General features: G+C 43.8%; 15 protein-coding genes. 9 read left to right on the forward strand and 6 right to left on the reverse strand.

What is annotated here, in order from left to right; translation table 11 throughout:
* Positions 1-3 precede the first annotated feature (3 nt).
* Genes EO130_RS00930 through EO130_RS00940 form a run of 3 tightly spaced genes read left to right on the forward strand, consistent with a single transcriptional unit; the run spans position 4 to position 3,110 of the window.
* Positions 4-1,338 carry a vanadium-dependent haloperoxidase gene (locus EO130_RS00930; protein WP_127139663.1) on the forward strand — a complete coding sequence of 445 codons (1,335 nt, stop codon included), beginning with the start codon at positions 4-6 and terminating at the stop codon, positions 1,336-1,338.
* Between the two features lie 22 nt (positions 1,339-1,360).
* Positions 1,361-2,260, forward strand: coding sequence for a GyrI-like domain-containing protein (locus EO130_RS00935; RefSeq protein ID WP_127139664.1), 900 nt, complete (start codon positions 1,361-1,363; stop codon positions 2,258-2,260).
* Positions 2,253-3,110, forward strand: a complete 858-nt coding sequence (locus tag EO130_RS00940; protein ID WP_127139665.1) for a hypothetical protein — start codon at positions 2,253-2,255, stop codon at positions 3,108-3,110. The genes EO130_RS00935 and EO130_RS00940 overlap by 8 nt, the downstream gene beginning before the upstream one ends.
* Here the strand turns inward: EO130_RS00940 and EO130_RS00945 are convergent.
* Positions 3,107-6,814 (reverse strand): metallophosphoesterase, encoded by a 3,708-nt coding sequence (locus EO130_RS00945; RefSeq protein ID WP_127139666.1) that lies wholly within the window; start codon positions 6,812-6,814, stop codon positions 3,107-3,109. The two genes, EO130_RS00940 and EO130_RS00945, sit on opposite strands and share 4 nt — an antisense overlap.
* A gap of 53 nt (positions 6,815-6,867) precedes the next feature.
* Between EO130_RS00945 and EO130_RS00950 the strand changes: the two genes are divergently transcribed.
* Entirely contained in the window at positions 6,868-8,058 is a 1,191-nt protein-coding gene (locus EO130_RS00950; RefSeq protein WP_127139667.1) for a Pycsar system effector family protein, read from the forward strand.
* 1 nt (position 8,059) lies between these two features.
* Here EO130_RS00950 and EO130_RS00955 read toward each other — a convergent pair whose 3' ends face one another.
* Complete coding sequence (locus EO130_RS00955; protein ID WP_127139668.1) at positions 8,060-10,435, reverse strand: GAF domain-containing protein; 2,376 nt, start codon at positions 10,433-10,435, stop codon at positions 8,060-8,062.
* A 114-nt stretch (positions 10,436-10,549) separates the two neighbouring features.
* Between EO130_RS00955 and EO130_RS00960 the strand changes: the two genes are divergently transcribed.
* Complete coding sequence (locus tag EO130_RS00960) at positions 10,550-11,446, forward strand: metallophosphoesterase (RefSeq protein WP_127139693.1); 897 nt, start codon at positions 10,550-10,552, stop codon at positions 11,444-11,446.
* On the opposite strand, the gene EO130_RS00965 is transcribed toward EO130_RS00960, so the two are convergent.
* Positions 11,443-12,702: an aminotransferase class V-fold PLP-dependent enzyme gene (locus EO130_RS00965; protein WP_127139669.1), complete on the reverse strand. Its 1,260-nt coding sequence runs from the start codon at positions 12,700-12,702 to the stop codon at positions 11,443-11,445. The genes EO130_RS00960 and EO130_RS00965 overlap by 4 nt on opposite strands.
* A 78-nt stretch (positions 12,703-12,780) precedes the next feature.
* On the opposite strand from EO130_RS00965, the gene EO130_RS00970 reads away from it, so the two are divergent.
* From EO130_RS00970 to EO130_RS00980, 3 genes are all read left to right on the forward strand, one after another.
* Positions 12,781-13,944, forward strand: coding sequence for a helix-turn-helix domain-containing protein (locus EO130_RS00970; RefSeq protein ID WP_127139670.1), 1,164 nt, complete (start codon positions 12,781-12,783; stop codon positions 13,942-13,944).
* A 90-nt stretch (positions 13,945-14,034) separates the two neighbouring features.
* Complete coding sequence (locus EO130_RS00975) at positions 14,035-15,189, forward strand: acyltransferase family protein (RefSeq protein WP_206513099.1); 1,155 nt, start codon at positions 14,035-14,037, stop codon at positions 15,187-15,189.
* A 67-nt stretch (positions 15,190-15,256) separates the two neighbouring features.
* Positions 15,257-15,919: a hypothetical protein gene (locus EO130_RS00980; RefSeq protein WP_127139671.1), complete on the forward strand. Its 663-nt coding sequence runs from the start codon at positions 15,257-15,259 to the stop codon at positions 15,917-15,919.
* A 9-nt stretch (positions 15,920-15,928) separates the two neighbouring features.
* On the opposite strand, the gene EO130_RS00985 is transcribed toward EO130_RS00980, so the two are convergent.
* Both EO130_RS00985 and EO130_RS00990 read right to left on the reverse strand, forming a co-directional pair.
* Positions 15,929-18,028, reverse strand: coding sequence for an acylase (locus tag EO130_RS00985; RefSeq protein ID WP_417935492.1), 2,100 nt, complete (start codon positions 18,026-18,028; stop codon positions 15,929-15,931).
* A 245-nt stretch (positions 18,029-18,273) separates the two neighbouring features.
* The gene (locus EO130_RS00990; protein WP_127139673.1) at positions 18,274-19,317 is read right to left on the reverse strand and encodes a TPM domain-containing protein; all 1,044 of its coding nucleotides are present in this window, start codon (positions 19,315-19,317) and stop codon (positions 18,274-18,276) included.
* 122 nt (positions 19,318-19,439) lie between these two features.
* On the opposite strand from EO130_RS00990, the gene EO130_RS00995 reads away from it, so the two are divergent.
* Entirely contained in the window at positions 19,440-21,176 is a 1,737-nt protein-coding gene (locus tag EO130_RS00995; protein WP_127139674.1) for an ABC transporter ATP-binding protein, read from the forward strand.
* On the opposite strand, the gene EO130_RS01000 is transcribed toward EO130_RS00995, so the two are convergent.
* A complete protein-coding gene (locus EO130_RS01000) occupies positions 21,173-21,505 on the reverse strand; it encodes a 2Fe-2S iron-sulfur cluster-binding family protein (protein WP_127139675.1) in 333 nt (110 codons plus the stop codon). The two genes, EO130_RS00995 and EO130_RS01000, sit on opposite strands and share 4 nt — an antisense overlap.
* Positions 21,506-21,536 lie beyond the last annotated feature (31 nt).

Genomic DNA, 21,536 nt, shown 5'->3' on the forward strand with positions numbered 1-21,536 from the left:
GCCATGAGAAAAAAAGGAATACTACTAATTGCAGCAGTTTTGTTGGTTTTGGCATCGTGCCAGAAGAAAGAGGAACCTATTGAAATTACGCCTGAAGAGCTTCATGCCTCAGTGGATAAGGTCATTGAAATCATGATTCATGATATTTTTTCGCCTCCAGTGGCCAGTCGCATCTTTGCCTATCCCAACATTGCCGCTTATGAGATTGTTGCCTTAAAAAATGACAAATACAAGTCGTTGGCAGGCCAAGTAACGGATTTAGGTAACATTCCTACTCCTGAAAATGAGGAAAACATCAATTTTGAAATGGCCGCTTTGGTGGCCCACATGGATTTGAGTAAGCGTCTCATTTTTTCGGAAGAACGGATGGAAACTTTCCGAGACAGTTTATATACCCTTTGGATGGACAAAAATGAACCCGTTTTTAACGCCTCTAAGGAATATGGTTTAGAAGTGGCCGATTTTATCGGGGAATGGATGAACAAGGACAATTATAAGGAGACCCGTACCATGCCCAAGTTCTCCGTGAATTCGGATGACCCATCGCGCTGGCAGCCCACTCCCCCGGCCTATATGAACGGTATTGAGCCACATTGGGAAAAAATCCGTCCCTTTGCCATCGATTCGGCACAGCAATTTAAGCCCATCCCGCCACCGGAGTTTTCCATGGAGGAAGATTCCCAGTTCTACAAAGAAGTGATGGAGGTTTACGAGGTTCGCAAGAATATGATTGGTAAAGGCGATAAATCAGAAGAGATAGCCATTGCACAGTTTTGGGACTGTAACCCTTACGTTTCTGTGACCCGTGGACATTTGATGTTTGCCACCAAAAAGATTACGCCTGGTGCACACTGGATAGGGATTACCAAAATCGCATCCCGTAAAACGAATTCCGATTTTGCCAAAACGGTTTATGCCTATACCAAGACATCCATTGCCATTGCCGATGCCTTTATCAGCTGTTGGGACGAAAAGTACCGGAGCAATCTCATTCGTCCAGAAACCGTGATCAATGAGTATATCGACGACAGTTGGGAGCCAGTGCTGCAAACCCCGCCCTTCCCAGAGTATACAAGTGGGCACAGCGTGGTCTCCGGGGCCGCAGCTACCGCACTGACCAGTATTTTTGGTGACAACTTCGCCTTTGACGATGATACAGAAGTTGCCTATGGCCTTCCTGTACGCTCTTTTAGCTCATTTAAACAAGCTTCCGATGAGGCAGCATTAAGCCGCATGTACGGTGGAATCCATTATAGGGCCGCCATTGATGTGGGCATAAAACAAGGTAGGGACTTAGGAAAATTTGTGGTCGATAAATTGGACATGACAAAAGGCTAATCCGTATTTTTGCCACTTAGTTATGAGGAAGATTAGTTCAATAATCCTTGCCCTTGTGGTAGGAGTGATTTTGTGGTATTTTTTGTTAAAACCCCAGGATTATCAAGTCAATTTTAAGGCCAAGGCCATTCCGGGTACCATATTCGAGTCGGTAAAGGCATGGAACCAAGGTTTTGATTCCGTTATTCCCTTGGATTATGAAAGTCCACGGCATTTTAGGCAAACGATCTTGGTAAACGATTCCTTGCAGGTCTTCGACTGGGAAATAGAGCCAGTGCATGACTCGTTGAGCCAAGTCCAAGTAAACATAACGGACTTGAATCATTCCTTCAATAATCGTCTGGCCATCCCTTTTTCCGATACTGATTTTGAAAAAGGTTCGAGAAAGTTGCTCTTGGATTTCAACGATTTTTTGAACGACCATATCAAAAGATTTACCGTATCCGTTGAAGGTGAAGAGGAAATATTTTCATCCTTTTGTGCTTGCATCCCGCTTAAGACCACCACAGAAGGTAAGGCCTTGGGCATGATGAAAAACTACAATTTTTTGAACGGTATCCTACTCCAGAACGAGGTGCAACTAAATGGCCCGCCATTCGTTCAAGTTGAGGATTGGGATTTGAAGAACAACAGTCTCACATTCAACTTTTGCAATCCCATTATCCGTTCGGAAAAGCTTCCCGACCACCCAGATATTGTGTACAAGCGTATATTTTCACAAAATGCCCTAAAAGCGATTTATCACGGGAATTATATTACTTCTGACAGAGCATGGTTCGCGCTGCTCGATTACGCCGAGGAAAATAATATTCCTGTTGAAAAGACACCAATAGAGGTTTTCTACAATAACCCTAACATGGGGGGCAATGAATTGGAATGGACCACCGAAGTGTTTATGCCCATAAAGGAAAGTGATGAATAAACTATCCCTTTTACTGCTCATCTTTTTTGCCCAGACATGTGCACAACAAAATTATTTGCGCGAGCTGGAACCCATGGCCGGCCTCCCCTCCAAATTGAAGGAAGTATCAGGTCTGGAACTAGCGGACAATGGATATTTCTGGGTTATTGAAGATAGTGGCAACCAAGACGAAATTTATAAAATCAACGATAAGGGCGAACTAAGGGAATCCTTGGAAATAGATCACGCCAAAAATGAAGATTGGGAAGATTTGGCCAAGGATAGTGAAGGCAACTTGTATATCGGTGACTTCGGAAACAACAAAAACGAACGGGATGACCTGGTCATATATAAAATCCCGAAAGAGGAACTGGACAGGAAAAAACCAAACGCTGATAAAATTGAGTTTAGGTATCCCCAACAAAATGATTTTCCACCCAAAAAGGACAGTTTATATTTCGATACGGAGGGATTCTTTCATTTAAACGGCCATCTTTACATTTTCACCAAAAATCGAACTCGGCCCTACTCTGGAAAGACATTGATGTATCGGGTACCTGACAAAGAGGGAAGCTATGAGGCTGAATTCTTGGGCGCACTTTTCCTCTGCGAAGACCAAAATCGCTGTTCGGTGACCAGTGCCGACATCTCACCGGATGGAAAAACCATTGCTCTTTTGAGCTATGGACTCGTTTTTTTGCTTACTGACTTTACAGCACCGGACTTCTCTAATTCCACCATAAAAATCGTGGACTTAAAAACCAATACGCAGATTGAATCGGTCTGTTTTGCCAACGACAAAACACTGATTGTTGCGGACGAAAAAAATCCGTTTGGTGGGCAAACCCTGTATAAGTACATTATGGATTAAAACCCAAATCCAAGGCCAAAAGCGAATCGAAGGCCATCCGAGCTATTGAAAAGTCCAAAATTCGCAGAGAGTAAATCGGCGCCGTTCAGGAAAAATCCGCCTCCATACGAATTGTGCCAAACACGTGAGGAATCACCCGGGAACCATACCCTTCCATAGTCAAAACCACCATAGACCCCAGGGGTTACAGGAAGAATCCCAGTTTTGGTCCTTCTAAAACTATAGCGAACATCGGTGTTTTGAAAATAAGCCGTTTTACCCGTAAACCGTTGAAATCGAAACCCGCGCAGCCCATTGTCCCCTCCAATACTTGCCGCTTGATAAAATTCGTAGCCATTGCCAATGGTAAAGTGTCCCTTGAGTTGGGTAGCCAAAACCAACCTACCGTTCGCGGTAAGTTTATGGTCCATGGAAAACGATGGTATCACATACCCAAAAGACCGTGAACCGTCGTCCAAATTTTTTCTAAAGCCCCCTTTTAGGGAAAAGGCCATACCCACGGTGGGGAACGCCTCGTTATCCGTATTGGAATAGCTGTATTCACCATCGGCCCCAAAAAAACTTAGATGGTTTTCTTCGCCGTTGGCCACGTAAAATTCGTTGATAAACCTATTCTCGGTTTCTTCTATTTCGATATTTTCATAGGCAACACCCAATCGTACCTTGGAGCCTAGAAACCCACGCCATACCAATGAGGGCGAAAGCTGTAACGTACGTATGCGTACTCGATTGTAATCCAAGCCCAAAGGCTCGGTATCATCATTGTTGACCGTTTCGTTGCCAAACCCGAAAAAGTTACGGGTAAAGTTTGGGCTGGTAAACTTAGCTGAGACTTCCAGATTCACTTTGTTAAACACATGGGCAAATTCGCCACGATAGCCCAAATCAAACCCATCCGTAGCAAAATAATAGGCGGCATTAAAGGTATGCTGCTGCGTAAATGGGTTTTTTCTGAAACCATTAAAGGTGTAAGTATCGGTAAGCCCAATTCGAACACCATCGTCAGGATTAAAGCCAATGGTCGGCAATACTTGATTATTGCTCGCCTTAATGTTCAGGAACTCATAAGTATTCGTGTCGTAATCCTTTACAAGATTGATTTTACCACCATAGGCTTCTTCCAGGGTGTTTTTCTTATCCTTAAAATCGTAGACCCAAACTTTTTTTGAGCCTTCCGAAATCTTGTACACATCGTTGTTCTGGCCCCCAACAATTCGCACCTTTATGCGTGAAGTTTCCGTTCGGGCATCGAACACATCATCGTCGTCCAGACCGTACACCCATATTTCCTTGGTGTAGTTGGGGTCATAAACTTTACTGAAGAAAAGATCGGTCATCTCCCCTCCCTTGATGCGATAGGCCCTAACTTCCACATGACCATTGGGAAGGGAAACGATATTAAAATAATCATCCTTGTCCGTTCCCGTGACCACACTATATCGGTTCAATACTGCATAATAATCCTTGGCAGTCTGAACCAGGTTGGCTTTTCTGGCCAATAATATCCGTTTGATTTCGGTCAAGGTCTCGTCCCTAACCTCTTCGGGAAATGCCAAAAATGCTTCGTCGATGATTTCCCCATTGAGGTTTTGCTGGATGAATTCGGCCTGTTCTATCCATGTATCCAAATCGGTTTCTGATAACAAGGCCATATCCAAGGCAAAGGTGCGAGGGGACGAGGTGAATCCTTCCACACTCCGTATTTTTTCGTGAAAACCTTCAAAAATCCGCAATCCAGGGATAGTTCTGGAACCAAAACCCATAATCAGGCCATCTCCCCATCGGGAAAATACTTGATCCCTGTCCCGAGCAATGGGTTTATATACTTTATTGCCTTCTTCGGTTTCAAACTCTGCCCACCTCCATTGATCCACGTGCCTATCCCAGTCCCCGATCATTATATCAAAAAGGCGGGCCTTTACATACTCCTTCTGATCTATGCTATACTCTTCATCTTCCCGGAGCTTGTCCATCAAATCGTAGGTGCTTTCAATTTTTTTGGTAAATCCAAAGCTTTTCAGATTATCGTGATCATCGGAAACATGTTCCTCGATCATATAAAGACCATCGCCGAATTCCTTGTTGTAATCTCCCAAAACCGATTGTTTGGGCACGTAAAACAATTTGGGATTGGTATGGAACATTCCGAGGGCCTCGGAAAGTTTACCTATGGTAAATGGCGCATATGGATGTGCTCCCGTGTATAGGTCCAACAACAGTTCTTGGGTATAGGTGTCCTGAAATTGCCCGATGATATATTGCTCTTGGAAGGCGATGGCCTGCAGATACCTTTCGGCACTTTTTCTTAGACCTCGCATCACATATTCCCTTCCTTCTTTGTCGGCCAACCGCAGGGAATTGGATTGGTTGCCTCCGCCTTTTCGAACCACGGTGAGGCCTCCAAAGAGTGTATCCAAACGGACAGTGGGCGCTTTCACCTGGGTTCCATAGTATTTTCTATACCGTTCTCCCCAAAGCCATTTGTGGAATCCACTCTTTTCGATTTCTTCCGGTGAATAGACCGAAGCCATTTGATACGCCGGAAAATCATCATCCATCTTGATTTTTTTCGTTGATCTATCCGGTGAAAGGACAGGGGTCCGGAACAATACGGTATCTGCTTCGGTCCCACGGAACACCACCTCGGAGGAACCATCTTTGTAAACGGTCAAAACCGCATACCCATTCATTCCTGAAGAAAACTTACTGCCATTTAGCAATCGGGTTTCACCAGTTTTTGCTCCAGAACCACTAACAATCTGAGGCTTACCAAATTCTTCGATATACTGGAGGGTATGTTCGTGTCCTGATGCGAAAATGATCTTATCGGAATATTGCGATAGTGTCAGGATTCGCTTCTTTAGCTCGTTGTACAACTGATTGGAAAGGTCTTCGGCCGATGCGCCTGATGTTTTTCGCAGTAGATTGATGGCCGCACCCAAAAACGGCATGGGCACCTTTCCACCATTAGGATAAAGTCCTTGTTTGAATGAAAATTGCCCCCCATGTACGCCATACGATAATAGGGGATGGTGCAAAGCAATAATGACCGTTTTTTGCCTGTTCTTTTTGATCAAACTTTCCAGTTCCTCAAAAAATCGTCCCCTATCCTTAATCTCACATTCATCGTTCATGGTGGGGTGCTTGTCCCAGTTGACCAAGTACCATTCTGTATCAATGGCAATGACCATAACATTGTCACTGATCTCTATATCCTCTATGGGACAGCCATTTTCGGGTTGAAACGCTTCATTGTCGTCCAGTACATCCTCCACATATTCCTCTTCCCGTTTCAGACCTTTCAAACCATTGCTATACCAATCGTGGTTGCCTGGAATGAAAATCGGCTTGCCCTTAAAATTCTCCAAAGTGGCCAATTGTGCGTCCAAATAATGCTTGGATTGCTGATAGCCTTCAGGGTCATCATCCTTATCCACAAAACCAGCTGGATAAATATTATCACCCAAAAAAATAGCCGTACTGTTCGGTTTGGCGTTCTCAAGCTCCCTTTTGAATCTTTTCAAGGTAGGATTGAGCTGGCCCATGGGAGATTTTCCTGCATCGCCAATCAAGTAGAAGGTATGTTCCACGTCCTTTTTGGCATCAGCAACATCAACAGAGAAAGGCTGTGCATACTTGGTTTGGTAGGTGGCGCAACCATGCAATACGCCAATGAGCAGGGCTAGCAAGTAATGTTTCTTCATATTGCACGACGTTAATACCAAAATTTTGTAATTTGGAATTCCAATCAGAGTATATGTCGGAAATTGTTGATAAAACTAAACACTTCGTTTCTAATCTTTTAACGGAGGAACTCGACTCCAAGTTCTTGTACCACAACTTGCGACATACCGAACGAGTAGTCAAAAGTACTAAAGAATTGCTCAATCACTATAATTTAGACGATGCCAAGACAGAACAATTGCTGTTGGCAGCTTGGTTCCACGATGTAGGCCATGTTCATGGCCATGAGGGCCACGAAGAAAATAGTTGTAGGCTTGCTTCCAATTTCCTAAAGGAACAGGGCTATGATCAAAAGGGAATCCATGAGGTCTGCTCTTTGATTATGGCCACTAAAATGTGTAACGAGCCCAATACCTTATCCGAACAGATTATTCGCGATGCGGATATGTCGCATTTTGCCAAAAGGAGTTATTGGGAAACAACGGATTTTTTAAAAGATGAGCTTAAGGAATTGGGGATTGCAGACTATTCCTCCAAAAAGTGGCGGGACAAGAACATTAAAATGTTCCGCAAACATCAGTTTTATACGGACTACGCCAAAGAAAACTGGGAAGATGGAAAGCAAAAAAACTTGAAGCAGCTCCTCAAAGAGAAAAAGGCCGAAAAAAAGATTGCCAAAAAGGAAGCACTCAAAGCCAAATACAAAAGCGAAAGTCCCGACCGAAGCGTACAAACGCTGTATCGTGTAACATTGAAAAACCACTTGAAACTGAGTGATATCGCCGACACCAAAGCCAACATCCTCTTATCGGTGAATGCGATTATCATTTCGCTGGTATTGGCCAATTTGCTCACCAAGTTGGACAATCCTTCCAATACCTATATGATCTATCCCACTTTGATTTTGATTATGTTCAGTGTTGTTTCCATGGTATTGTCCGTTTTGGCAACAAGACCCAATATCACCGCTGGAAAATTCACCAAGGAGGATGTGGAGGAGCGACGGGTAAACTTGTTGTTTTTTGGAAACTTTCATCAAATGGACCTAAAGGAGTACGAATGGGCCTTACAGGAAATGGTCAAGGACAAGGATTACGTATACTCGTCCCTCACGAAAGACCTCTATTATTTAGGCGTTGTGTTGAACAAAAAATACAAGATACTTCGCATTACCTACAATATATTCATGGTAGGGATGATCATTTCCGTGATTTCCTTTGGGATTGCCTTCCGTTTTTTTGGCCCCGACCGATTGATTTTTTAGGCTAGTTGTTCAGTTCTTCCATCAAATCATCGTAGGTATAGGTACGCTCGGATTTTTTATCCTTTTGATAGAGAATTTCTGCCCGAATGGCCTTTAATCCAGAAACCCCTTGGACGCCTTCAAGTTCTACAATCTCAATATTGTTGGTAAAGTAGCCTTTGGCCTTTAGGAAACTGATATACCTCAAATACTCTTTTTCGTCTTTGCGCTGCGAGTACACAATGGCCAATTTCCCCTTTTGGGTAAGGCGTTCGTTGGTTCCTTTCACGAAGGATTTATCGATTCGCTTTTTGATTACCTCATATCTGGCGTTGTAGGTTCCATCCACATCAAAGCGCTTTTCATCCATCCTAAACCGTATGGCCAAGGACGTACTGTACACTAAGACCAATGAGGCCACATCCAATTTGACGGACAAATACGGTTTTAGGGCATAGTATTTATTCTCCATTTCTACCATTACCTGTAACTGCCACAATCTAAGATTGCTTAAAAACAACTCATTGAACTCACGGTCCTTTGCGATGGAACTGCCAATGTACATATTGTGTTCCACCCCATCGGTTTTGTACCGTTCAAAATAGTGTGGAAACATTTTTTGGGCCTCTTCCTGTTTTTTATCCAATAGGGCAGCCAATTTCATGTTGGCCTCCATCACGCTTTCATCATAGTTTCTGCGATGATCGTAGTAGCTTTCGGTGGACTTGTCTATTTTTTCCTTGTACGCTTCGAGTAATACCGCTATTTCGGCATCTTCTTTTTGCAAATGCTCAAAAACAGGGTCTACCTCAACTTTTACAAAATCGAATACGGCTTGTTCCGTATGGGTGAACAGGGCCTCTTTTACTTCGTTCAAATAATTGTTGACCCGGAACATCAGTTCCTCGTAGATAGGCAACTTGTATTTGCTAAAAGCGATTTCCAGCACATCATTGATTTCAGATAACTGAATCATCAAATCTCGTTGGATGGCCAAATTACGTTCCTTTGCAGAATCCTTGATATCAATTTGTCCGTATAGCGGATATACGTCCTTAAAAACAACTTCTTTAAAAACCGCCTCGTTGCCCGACAGTTCATCGGCCATAAAGCGTTTGGCCTCTTCCTGAAATTTCCAATACACCGATGGGTGCACAGAAGTACATTCGTGTTGGATTACGGCATCAATCAGATTTTCCTCTTCTTCGATGGTGCGCATCACCGCCGCCACGATGTAAGGCATCACATCGTCCAACTTATTGGCATTTACGCTATTGAGTTCGTTCACTTTGCCGGAAACCAGCTCCAAAACCCCCAATAGCTCACCATTCATGGCAATGGGTGATAAAATGGCACTTTTAATGCCCTGATCCATCAAATTTTTATAGGGTTGAACCTTGCCCTCCGTTTTATGATAATATTTTTCGACGTTGGAAATGGCGAAATACTTGTTCTCCTTAAAAAGCTTTCCATGGGAATAGCTACAAAACGTAGAATTACAGTCTTCGGTTTCCTTCCCATTCAGGATATAGCTGTCCATTCCCTTTCCATAAATCTTAAAAAAGCGATTGGCACCCGAATCATAGCCAGCAAATCCGACTTTGATATCGTTCAACCTGAAGAAAGACCTAAAGGTATCCTCAAAATTTTCCATAAAGGATTCGTTCCCACGTTGGGTCTTTCCGATCAAGGTGGACTTTATTTCCGATACGGAATGTTCCGCGGTAACATCAAACATATTGGAGATGACAAAGCCTTTGGCCAAAAAACTATTGGGCGGTATTTTCTCCTTCCAAAGATCTAAGTTGTAAAAGTTCTCCAATAGCTCATCCACATCATCCTGGCTAACGGGCTTTGCTTTGTCCGTTGGGATGATTTCCATAAAATCCGCATTGTACAAAATACGGTAACGGCGCATAACACCGTTAGAATCGGGTATATCGAAAAAAAATGGACGTTTAAAATCTAAATTGTAACCGTAATAAAACTGCAAGATCACCGTACACTTCATGATGTAATCAAATTCACGTGGAATGTTGGTGATTTCCGGTTCGTATGCCTCTCCCGCATCTTTCAATATTTGTCTAAAGCGTTCCGAGGAGTTAAAAACCAAGTTTTCGAAGGGCGTTGAAGCTGTTTTTATCTCGTTCTTGGTCAAAATGGGGGCAAAAGAATCCTCCAAAATAATGCTGATCACATCCTTGTAGGTTTCCAGTAGGGACAAATCAGTGAAGCCTTCACGAAGTTCTGGGTATGGAGCCTGTGCATCCAAGACATATTTGGCCCGTTCAGCCATGTGTTTATTGGAGCTGTTGAGCTGCTCATCGTAATGTTCCAACAACTTGTTGAAACTCACCAATTGAACAAGTGGGCTTTCAGAATGGTAGTCATGCTTCATACACCGTTTAGTCGAGGTTTCTACCACAAATTTACAAAAAGTAAAGGCGCATATGGTTTTATGAATATCTTTATGGACAAAACGTCCTTTTTCAAGGATTTTAGTGCCATTTTCATGTCCTCTTCGACCCGATTAGACAACGCCTACAAAAATGCCAAGGTCATTCCCTTTGATGAGGGCTCCAAATTCATTTTTTTTAGTGATTGTCATCGTGGGGACAACAGCTTTGCCGACGATTTTGCCAATAATCGGAATATTTACTTTCACGCCCTGAACCACTATTATCGGGAAGGTTTCAGCTACATCGAACTTGGGGATGGGGACGAGCTTTGGGAAAATATCAGTTTTGATTCCATTTTTGAGGCACATAAAAATGTCTATCAATTGTTGAGAAGGTTTCATTTGGAAAACCGGTTGCACATGCTTTGGGGCAATCACGATATGGTGTATCGTGACCCCGCCTATGTGGACGAAAATCTATCGCATTATTTTGAACCCATTGACGGGTCGGATAAAGAACTTTTCGAAGGCATTACCTATCACGAAGCCGTTGTTTTGAAGCATTCCGAAACAGGACAAGAGATTTTTTGCGTTCATGGACATCAAGCGGATTGGTGGAACTACGTTTGCTGGCGCATAGGTCGATTTTTGGTGCGGGTATTATGGAAACCGCTTCAGGTAGTGGGCATTGCAGACCCCACAAGCCCTGCTAAAAATTACAAGGAGCTCATCCGAATAGAAAAGCGCATCAAACGTTGGATTCTAAAAAACGGATTGTTGATCACCATGGCTGGACATACCCACAGGCCACGATTTCCGGAGCCTGGACAAATCCCCTTTTTCAATGACGGAAGCTGTGTACACCCGCGAAGCATCACTGGGATTGAGTTGGAAAACGGGCAACTATCCCTTATTAAATGGCACATTGATACCAAGCCAGACGGTACGCTTCAAATTGTACGGGTTTTATTGGAAGGTCCAGAAAAACTAAGGGATTATATCAATTACTAAGTTCGCTTTGCCATAGTTTTGATGGCACCCACAAAATGGTCGAGCTCATCGGTGGTGGTGAATACATTGGGCGTGATCCTACAGCCATGGACATTTTCAAAATCGATGGCAACGGTCCAGATGTTGAACTCCTCCAGTAGGGTCTTTGCCATTTCCGAAGGCTTCATGTTGGTAAGTCCCACATTGGCAATACCACAACTGCGGTGCGGCTCCACTGGAGTATTGATGACCACATTCTCCACATCCCGGAGTTGGTCGCTCCAATATCGTTGCAGGTAGCGCATTCGGTTTTCCTTACGCTCCAATCCAATCATGTCCAAGTAGTCCACAGCATCATTGATCGTCAAATCCGTATGCACGGGATGGGTACCTGTATGGTTGAGCCTACGAATCTTGGTGTCATCCTCTTCGTGTTCCGCAAACAAGGGCCATATCTTCGGAATGTTTTTCTCCGCAACATACAGCATACCAGCTCCAAGTGGTGAGCAAAGCCATTTATGCAAACTGGACCCATAGTAATCGCAGTCCAATTCGGCCAAATCCACCTTTATGTGTCCAACGCAATGGGCGCCGTCCACCATCACCTCTACCCCGTGGGAGTGGGCCATATCACAAATCTTTCGGACGGGCAATATCTGCCCGGTCACATTTATCATATGGCAGATCATCAATAACTTGGTCTTTGGAGTTATCTGTGATTCGTAAAGGGATACAATTTCCTCATCGGATTCGGGGTGATTGGGTACGGAGACTTTTTTGCAAACAATACCATAGCGATCTTCCATTTGATGAAAATGTATCTGCATGGCCCCATAATCCTGGACTGCAAAAACAGCTTCGTCACCCTTTTCCCAAGGAAAGCCCCCAATGATCATATCCAAGGACTCCGTAGTATTCCGAGTGATTACCAATTCCTTTTCCGAACAATTGACAAGTTGGGCTACCCTGGCCGCTGCCTTGTCCTTGTTCTCCCATTGCACGGTACGCATATAATAAGATCCTTCATAATTTACGTGTTGCGCGTGCTCGCTGAACTTATTGAGAATAGGAGTTGGAATAATATTGTAGTACCCACTTTCCAAGTTGATATAATCCGGTTTTAAACGGTAATCTTCCCTGATGCGTTTCCAAAACGCATCACTATCCTTATCCGGATAAGGTTTTGATATGGTTGTTGTACCATTCAAAGTAAACGGAAAAAGTGGTGCGGCCATGGCTGCACTGCCCATATATTGTAAGAAGTGTCGTTTTTTCATTTTCGTGTCAGGTCGATTTAAAAAAGAATGGTAATTTTCGATTCTACTTGCTTTCAAGATACAACTTATGCGCCATAAATGAATGATGTAACGACCATATTAGACCAAGTCCCCATTCAGTATGACCTTGCATCGCACATCATCCTCTTGGGCGTAGTACAGGGTTTTTTCTTGGCCTTGGTCATCTTTTTAAGGGCAAAACGCGATTCGGCCATCATTTTCTTCGGTTGGTCCCTATTGGTGCAATGCCTCGTATTTTTGGATATCTATCTCTGCTATACCGGTTTGATGAAATACACGATGCACTTGAACGATTCAACCGAGTTTTTGGTGCTCTTGATTGCTCCAACATTATACTTCTTCTTGTTTGCCCTATTGCAACGCAAACCTATCAGCCTAAAGAAACATTGGCCCCATTTTATGCTTCCATTCCTTTATGCCATTTCCCAAATCAATTTTTACACCAGCCCGATAGAAGTAAAAATAAACGCCTACTTGGGTGCCTACCATCAGGATTTGGGCTTTTTGGAAGTTCCTGGCACCTTCGATTATTCGTACCATTACATTAAAGACCAATTTCGGTGGTTGGTGCTGTTCAGCTTTGCATTTTATTTGATTTTATCCTTTTCGCTATTGATGAAGTCCAGAAAACAGGGATGGACGACCCCAAAGAACATCAAAGTGGACAAGTATCTATTTTCAAGAAATACGGTTATTTTTTTTCTAGTGATTCTGTTGACCATATTTGTTATTTTCCTCAATTTTGATGATGATGGAGGTGACCATATTATCGGAATTATTCAAACGATTACCATTTTTATCACTTCTTACTTTGTCCTTTCCGAGTCCCGCTTCTTTGAAAAATCTTGGATTGCGGACAAATATGAGACGCTGTCGGGCACTTCCGTTCAATTCAGGACCCTTGAAAACTTTATGGACGATTCCTTGTATTATGCACAGCAAGATATCAGTCTGAAAAAAGTATCCGAGCAATTGGGCACCAATGGCAATGCCATCTCGAGATTGGTCAACTCAGAAACGGGCACCAACTTCAACGATTACATTAATCAAAAACGAATCGCGTTAGCGCAAAGCAGGCTGCTGGAACCTGAGTTCAAACAACTCACGGTTGAGGCCATTGGCGAATCGGTCGGGTTCAAATCCAAATCTGCTTTTTACAATGCCTTTAAAAAACATACAGGTCAATCCCCATCAGCTTATATGAAGCAAAATAAGGGCTAATTCCTCCATAATTGTAATTCAGGACATTTACCACATCCAAAAAATATGCTGTTTGGCCAGCCCTTTACACCTTTGGAAAAAATTTTAAAAATGAATTCTAGCATAAGACGTTACGATTTGGATTGGCTTCGGGTAATTGTATTCGGCCTGCTTATTTTTTATCACGTAGGGATGTTTTTTGTGCCATGGGGCTGGCATGTAAAAAACAACATTATTTACGATTGGCTGCAATGGCCCATGCTGTTTTTGAACCAATGGCGACTACCTATCCTTTTTGTCATATCGGGTATGGGCACCTATTATGCCTTGGGCAAAAGAGGCAGGCGAAAATTCATGTGGGAGCGATTTTTACGATTGGGTATCCCTTTGGTTGCGGGTATGATTTTGATTGTGCCCCCTCAAGTGTATTTTGAGCGTTTGGTCGAAGGTTCGTTTACAGGTTCCTATTGGGCATACTTTTCAACGGTTGCTTTTGATGGCGTATATCCAGAAGGTAATCTAAGCTGGCACCACCTTTGGTTTTTGCCTTACCTTTTGGTGTTTTCGTGGCTGTTGACTCCACTCTTTGTCTATTTGAGAAACCACAATACACTTTTTGTGGAGTGGGTCAAACAGATTATCCAAAAACCATGGGGCATTTACCTATTTATTATCCCTCTCTACCTTGTGGAATCATTGGTAGAACCCCTTTTTCCGATAACCCATGCCTTAGTGGATGACTGGTTTAACTTTACTTTCAGCATTATCCTGTTTTTTTACGGTTATGTTCTGGTGGCTACGGGAGATGTCTTTTGGAAAACCTTGGGCAGGATAAAGAAAAAAGCACTTTTCTTGGGCATACTATGTTTCGCAGGTCAAGCTGTCATCTGGATTTTCTTTGAGGATAATTATGTAATCCACTATACCGAAGCCCTATTGAAAGTGCTGAATATCTGGTCGTGGATCTTAGTGCTATTTGCCTACGCGGCACAATATCTGAACAAGCCGAGTACAGGTATTGCCTATGCCAACAGGGCTGTATACCCTTTCTATATCTTGCACCAGACCATTACTGTTGGCATTGCCTATTTTTTGATGGACCTGGATTGGGGACTTCTACCCAAGGCATTAATTCTTATCGTAGGTACCTTTGGACTGAGTTGGCTCATTTACGATTTGATTATCCTTAGGATACCCATACTGCACCCACTTTTTGGACTTAAAAAGAAAAAGGATGTGAAAAAAGAGTACCGCTTAACGATTTAACGTCAATTTATACTGTTGGTGGCAAGGTATTTGCTAATTTTATTGTTAGACCATTGTCTTAGTTGCCATGAAAAAGAGTGTACTTGCTTTACTTGGGATTCTTTTGTTCACCTTGCCCGTGTGCGCGCAGGGCGATATTCCCACTACACGACCCTTAAAAATTGGCGATAACAATAAGCTCGATGTCAAAACCAGTAATCAAGGTACTTTGTTAAGGATGCCTTCCGTGCTGGACGAGAGCCTTACCTCCAAAAATGAGAAGCCCGGAGTTCAAATGTTGCCAGACAGGCAACTGGTTCAGGCAGGTCACGACATGGTCATCGACCCAAAGATCAAAGAAAAAAAGGAAAAAGGGTCCAACGAATACTTTGGAGACCAATATTTGGGGGATTTCACCACTAAGGCCAAGTTTGTGGGTATTGTGGCACGCGACCATGAGTACGTGGACGGAGATCGCATAAAAATCTATGTCAACGGTGAGGTCGTAGAATACAATCTGCTGCTTGATGGTTCTTTCAAGGGACTCAACTTGGATTTGGTGGAGGGTTTTAACCGTGTAGAGTTTGAGGCCCTGAACCAAGGCTCCTCTGGACCGAATACGGCACAGGTAGTGGTTACTGACGACAAGGGTGTCGTTATTCACAACAACCGCTGGAACCTCTCCACAGGTTCAAAGGCCAGTCTCATCATCGTTAAAGAAGAGGATACTGGTATTGAAAAGAACAATTAAACGCTCACCTTATCTTTTGCCCGGTGAATAGGTTTCCTTGGCACGTTTGAGCACATCTTCCCTGTAGTAGGCCGCATCCTTGAATTCCATATCCGCGTAGCGCTGTGCCTGATCATTAAAATGTGGGGAACTTGGGTCGCCACTTTGTCCACCGGCCAACATGGTCTTCGCCTTTACTTTATCACCAAACTCTACAGCCGCTACAAAGCTATTGCCCCGAGTACCGTAGATTTTTTTGGTATTGTTGTCATATCGGGCACCATAGGCCGCCAATGCCCCCCAACGACCACTGGCAAAACCAATGGGAATACTGGTCTTGGCATCATCAAAAGGTTGGCGTATGTCGCCATTTAACCGTTGATAGCGATTGACCTCGCCCCAAGGCATTTTCCAAGTTCCAAAATCGGATTCCAAAATATCCAAGGTCTCTTTGAGGAAAGCAAGTTTTTTATCATTGTCCCATGCGCCTCCCCAATATTGCACCCATTCCATGGAATACATACCTTCCGGTCGCTCTGCTTTTGAATAACAAAGGGTTCCATAGTAGTGTGCCAAGGTCATGGCTATGGATTCTTTTGATGTGGTATAATCCCAAGCACGTAATATCTCAATGGCTTCTTTCAATGCTGGGTCTGGGTTTTTGTCATAAGCCGTGACCAAGCCCGGAATCAAGGCTTCAAACGCGGGCAAATACGGGTCGTGGGCCAAGGCAATCAAGCTGTCCAAAGTATACCCGCTTCGTCCCGTTAATAGCTGAATGGCATGGATACCCCTAAAATTTTCTTGGTCCTGAGACATATAGCTGGGATAGTCCTCGCGTTTTGGGCTGAACTCCAAAGCAGAAGTGTATGGCGTGGAATTACAGTTCTGTATCCATCCATTTTCGGGATTCAATACCAAAATATTTTCATCTACCGTATGCAGACCTTGCCAATCCGTTTGAGGGTTGCTACCATCCACGGGTTCAGAATAATCAAAACTGGTATCGCGCTTGGGCACAAAATTCCCATGGAAATAAGCAATATTGCCTTCGGCATCCGCATATACGGTATTGTTGGAAGAATTGGTTCGAATGTCCATCATGTTACGAAATCCTTCATAACCGTCCTGCTTGGTTCGGATATAGGACTGTTCCAACGCCTTGACCGGTTCCCACATCATTGCCGAAGCGGTCCATTGGTCATCCACTTGATGGGTGATAGGACCGTGATGGGTTCGATACATGGGGAATGTTTTTTCTTTCATCGCTTCCCCATCTTTATACTTTAAAGTGACGGTCGTGGAATCCACAGGCCTTAATTCTTCGCCGTATTGGTAGAATAGCTTACCATCGTTCTTCACTATGGTCTCCTTGAATTCATCCATCACATCGGTATAGGTAGAGGTATGCATCCATCCAGTTTTCTCGTTGAACCCCTGATACACAAAAAACTGCCCCCATGTTACGGCTCCGTAGGCGTTCAAGCCCTCTTCGCTCACCACATGCACTTCGCCCCTAAAATAGAATGAGGTATGTGGATTGATTAACAGCATGGCGTTCCCAGATTTTGTCAAATCGCCAGAAATAGCGATTCCGTTAGAACCTTGGGGTTCTGCCATTTCAGCTTCCTTTTTGAGTTGCAGGGCCTCCAATTTTGGGAGTTCCATTCCGCTTTCGTAAAAACTTTTGATTTTTCGCGTGGAAATCCGTTCAATATCCCCTCCAATAGATCCTTCGCTAAAATACATCGGCATCCAAGGCTCGAAACGGGTCAGGAGTCTCGGTTTCACCTCAGGGTGGGTGTGGAGATAATAATTGATGCCATCGGCAAAGGCATCGCATAACTCCTTTAGCCACTCGGGGCTATTTTCATAATTGGCCTTGGCTTCTTCTTCGGTCATGAACATTTTTGCCCGAAGGTCGCTATACAGTGCATCCTCGCCTTCCACTTCGGCCAATCGGCCCGTGGCCCAAATATAATTCTGTTCCACACGGTTAAAATCGTCTTCGCATTGGGCATACAACAAGCCAAAAACCGCATCGGCATCTGTTTTTCCATAAATGTGGGGAACACCAAAATCATCCCGAATAATGGTTATGTTCTCAGCTTGGGCTTCCCATTGTTCCATTTCGGTTTGAGGAGGTTGTGAACAGGATAGAAAAATTAGAATGGTGCCGAATAGTATAGTTCTCATAAGTACATTTAGTAAGCTATTAATCTTCAATTCAATATGACTGTGTTCATTTTTTCTTTTTAAAAATGGTAAAAAGAACTATCATTCCGGCCAGAAAGCCTAAAATGAAAATCATAAAAGTATTGCCCATAACAACCAATTAAGTTTTAGTCCCTGAAAATATGGAAAATCAGTAACAATTACCAACTTCCACTGGCTCCGCCTCCTCCTGAACTGCCCCCACCACCGGAAAAACTGCGTGATGAGCTTCTTCCCCCGGAACTGGAACCAAAGGAATGTGTCCCTGAAGATGAAAAAGTTTTCTTGATATAAGTTTTATCCGATTTCAACAGCGAAAGTTTAAATCCTTCATCGCCCTTTCTCTTGATTTTTAAAATTACCAATACAATGGTCAAAAGACCAAAAGCAAGTAGTCCCACAAGCACCACTGCCCCAACACTCAATCCATTTTCGAGAAGTGCCTCTTCAAATCCCAATATCATCGCCATAAAAAATATGGGCATCCCCATAAAGACAAGTCCAAACACCATGGGAAACATCATGAAAACACCCATAAAAACACCCCGAACCACGGCCAACTTCCCCGTGAATATGCCTCGCAAAATTTCAATGAGAGTGGAGTAGCCCTTATAAAAAACAAATGCACCAGCCGCAATGAACATCATCAAGAACAGCCCTATCAAACCTAACAACCACCACGGAATCTTCTCCTCCTCAGCGATTTTGTCCTTAAATTCTTGAAGAGCTTCGGGATGCGTTAAAAAATCAATGATTTGATCGGTAGCCATATCCAATCCTCCAAAATAATCATCCTCCTTGAACTTGGGTATCATGGTATTTCGGATGATTCGTGAGGCAACCGCATCAGTGATGTAGGATTCCAATCCATAACCCACCTCAATCCGAACTTCTCGGTCCAGTTTGGAGAAGAGTATCAAAATGCCATTGTCCTTGCCCTCTTGGCCCAATTTGTTTTGGTTGAACACCTCAAACGCATACCCCTCAATGGTTTCGTTACCCAATGCATCTATGGTCAAAATCACCAATTGGTTGCTGGTTTCCGATTCAAATTGGTAGAGTTTTGTGCGAAGCCCTTCCAACTCGGACGGAGTAAAAATTTGCGCATTGTCGGTTACAATCTCAGTTAATGTAGGGTATGCCTCTTGTGCGTAAGACAAGGAGCTTATCAGAAAAAGTAGAATGAAACGTAGTGATTTGGGCATGGTTAGCAGTCTAATTTAGATGCTTAAATATAACATTTGTAAGCTTTTAACCGATTAAAAAATATCAGATTCGGCAACCCTCTCAATTTGCCGTAACTTGCACCTTCTTTCGAAAATCTGCTATGTCCAACAAAAAAGTAAGTATTCTTACCGCATTCAAAACCATTATTTGGCCCAAACGCAAATTGGTGCTTCTCGGTCTTTTGCTCATCGCCATAAGCAAGGCAGCCAGTTTTGTCGCTCCAATCGCTTCCAAACACCTCATTGATGATGTTATCGTGAACAAGGATGTGGACATGCTCAAGTATCTGGTGGCCGGTGTGATGCTCGCCATTTTTGTACAAGCGGTCACTTCTTTTTTGTTGACCAAAATTTTGAGTGTTCAGGCACAATACCTCATTTCCGAGCTTCGCGCTCAAGTGCAAAAAAAGGTGCTGGCATTGCCCGTCCGGTTCTTTGACAATGCAAAATCCGGAGCACTCGTATCTCGAATCATGTCGGATGTGGAAGGCGTGCGCAACCTCATCGGTACGGGTTTGGTACAACTGGTCGGAGGCATCATTACGGCCGTGGTTTCCCTTATCCTGCTTATGGACATCAGCGTTTTCATGACCTTGTTCACCTTCATCCCGTTGACCATTTTTGCCATCATCGCACTAAAAGCTTTTAAAATCATCCGTCCTATTTTTAGGAACCGGGGGAAAATCAACGCGGAAGTCAAAGGCAGATTGACGGAAACCTTGGGCGGTATCCGTGTCATAAAAGGGTTCAATGCGGAAAAGCAGGAAGAGGAAGTGTTTGAGGCGGGGGTGGAACGTCTGTATGAAAACGTAAAAAAGAGCTTGACCACTACCGCTTTTATGACAAGTTCATCGACTTTTTTATTGGGCGTGGCCACGACCAGTGTGATGGGTTTTGGCGGCTATAAAATTATACAGGATACGCTTACCATAGGTGAATTTGTGGAATTTACGGTCTTATTGGGTTTGATGATTGCCCCTATTGTTCAGATGAGCAGTGTGGGAAGTCAACTCACAGAAGCATTGGCGGGCCTGGACCGCACTGAAGAACTCATGAATCTCGAAGAGGAGTCCGATGACGAAAACCGTACCATTCTGTTGGACCAAGTGGTAGGTCGGATGTCTTTTTCCGATGTGCGCTTTTCCTATGAAGCGGATAAAGAGGTGCTGCACGGCATCAGTTTTGACGTAGCCCCTGGTCAAGTGATTGCCTTGGTAGGCAGTTCCGGCTCTGGTAAATCCACCATTGCTGGCTTGGCGGCAAGTTTTCTCAATCCCGATTCGGGGACCATCACCATTGATGGACATGATTTGTCCAAAGTAAACCTGAACAGTTTTCGCCAACACTTAGGGGTTGTGTTACAGGATGATTTTTTGTTTGAAGGCACTATTCGGGAAAACATACTGTTCCCGCGACCTGACGCCAGTGAAGAAAAATTGCTTGAAGCGGTGAAAGCGGCTTATGTGGACGAATTCACAGACCGATTTGATAAAGGATTGGACACCCTCATCGGCGAACGGGGCGTTAAGCTTTCTGGAGGTCAGCGGCAACGGATTGCCATTGCAAGGGCCATTTTGGCCGACCCAAAAATATTGGTCTTGGACGAGGCTACTTCAAGTCTGGATACGGAATCCGAAGCTTTGATCCAAAAGAGTTTGGGCCAACTTACCAAAGGTAGAACCACTTTTGTGATTGCTCACCGACTGAGCACTATCCGCAAAGCAGACCAAATTTTGGTGATTGAAAACGGTCATATCTTGGAACAAGGAACCCACGAAACATTGATTGCTTCCGAGGGAAGGTATTACAACCTCTTTACGTACCAAGCGAGGATTTAGGCCTCTTCAGGGGCAAGTTCCACCTCCAGACCGTCCAAATCCTCGGTAATGTGGATTTGACAACCCAGACGACTGTTGTCCTTTACAAAAAAGGCTTCGGCCAACATGGCCTCCTCATCATCCGACTTTTCTGGTAATTGATGGTCAGACTTCACATAGCATTGACAAGAAGCACACATGGCCATACCGCCACAAATACCGATGGTTCCTTCTGGAGCCAGTTCATACGACCGAACCACTTCCATAAGGTTCATGTTCATGTCGGTTGGGGCGTCCACTTCGTGTGCAACACCTTCCCGGTCAATTATTCTTAATTTGATATCGCTCATACCTCGTCGAGAACCCTTGCATAAGTCCCCC

The organism is Flagellimonas marinaquae, assembly GCF_003992675.1.
Classification (GTDB): Bacteria; Bacteroidota; Bacteroidia; order Flavobacteriales; family Flavobacteriaceae; genus Flagellimonas; species Flagellimonas marinaquae.

What these genes read in the sequence shown, in the direction of transcription:
- EO130_RS00960 (WP_127139693.1), top strand. Translation starts at nt 10,550, where the DNA reads ATGTCCTCTTCGACCCGATTAGACAACGCCTACAAAAATGCCAAGGTC.
- EO130_RS00940 (WP_127139665.1), top strand. Translation starts at nt 2,253, where the DNA reads ATGAATAAACTATCCCTTTTACTGCTCATCTTTTTTGCCCAGACATGT.
- EO130_RS00990 (WP_127139673.1), bottom strand. Translation starts at nt 19,317, where the DNA reads ATGCCCAAATCACTACGTTTCATTCTACTTTTTCTGATAAGCTCCTTG.
- EO130_RS00930 (WP_127139663.1), top strand. Translation starts at nt 4, where the DNA reads ATGAGAAAAAAAGGAATACTACTAATTGCAGCAGTTTTGTTGGTTTTG.
- EO130_RS00955 (WP_127139668.1), bottom strand. Translation starts at nt 10,435, where the DNA reads ATGAAGCATGACTACCATTCTGAAAGCCCACTTGTTCAATTGGTGAGT.
- EO130_RS00985 (WP_417935492.1), bottom strand. Translation starts at nt 18,028, where the DNA reads ATGGAACAATGGGAAGCCCAAGCTGAGAACATAACCATTATTCGGGAT.
- EO130_RS00935 (WP_127139664.1), top strand. Translation starts at nt 1,361, where the DNA reads ATGAGGAAGATTAGTTCAATAATCCTTGCCCTTGTGGTAGGAGTGATT.
- EO130_RS00995 (WP_127139674.1), top strand. Translation starts at nt 19,440, where the DNA reads ATGTCCAACAAAAAAGTAAGTATTCTTACCGCATTCAAAACCATTATT.
- EO130_RS00980 (WP_127139671.1), top strand. Translation starts at nt 15,257, where the DNA reads ATGAAAAAGAGTGTACTTGCTTTACTTGGGATTCTTTTGTTCACCTTG.
- EO130_RS01000 (WP_127139675.1), bottom strand. Translation starts at nt 21,505, where the DNA reads ATGAGCGATATCAAATTAAGAATAATTGACCGGGAAGGTGTTGCACAC.
- EO130_RS00970 (WP_127139670.1), top strand. Translation starts at nt 12,781, where the DNA reads ATGAATGATGTAACGACCATATTAGACCAAGTCCCCATTCAGTATGAC.
- EO130_RS00975 (WP_206513099.1), top strand. Translation starts at nt 14,035, where the DNA reads ATGAATTCTAGCATAAGACGTTACGATTTGGATTGGCTTCGGGTAATT.
- EO130_RS00950 (WP_127139667.1), top strand. Translation starts at nt 6,868, where the DNA reads ATGTCGGAAATTGTTGATAAAACTAAACACTTCGTTTCTAATCTTTTA.
- EO130_RS00965 (WP_127139669.1), bottom strand. Translation starts at nt 12,702, where the DNA reads ATGAAAAAACGACACTTCTTACAATATATGGGCAGTGCAGCCATGGCC.
- EO130_RS00945 (WP_127139666.1), bottom strand. Translation starts at nt 6,814, where the DNA reads ATGAAGAAACATTACTTGCTAGCCCTGCTCATTGGCGTATTGCATGGT.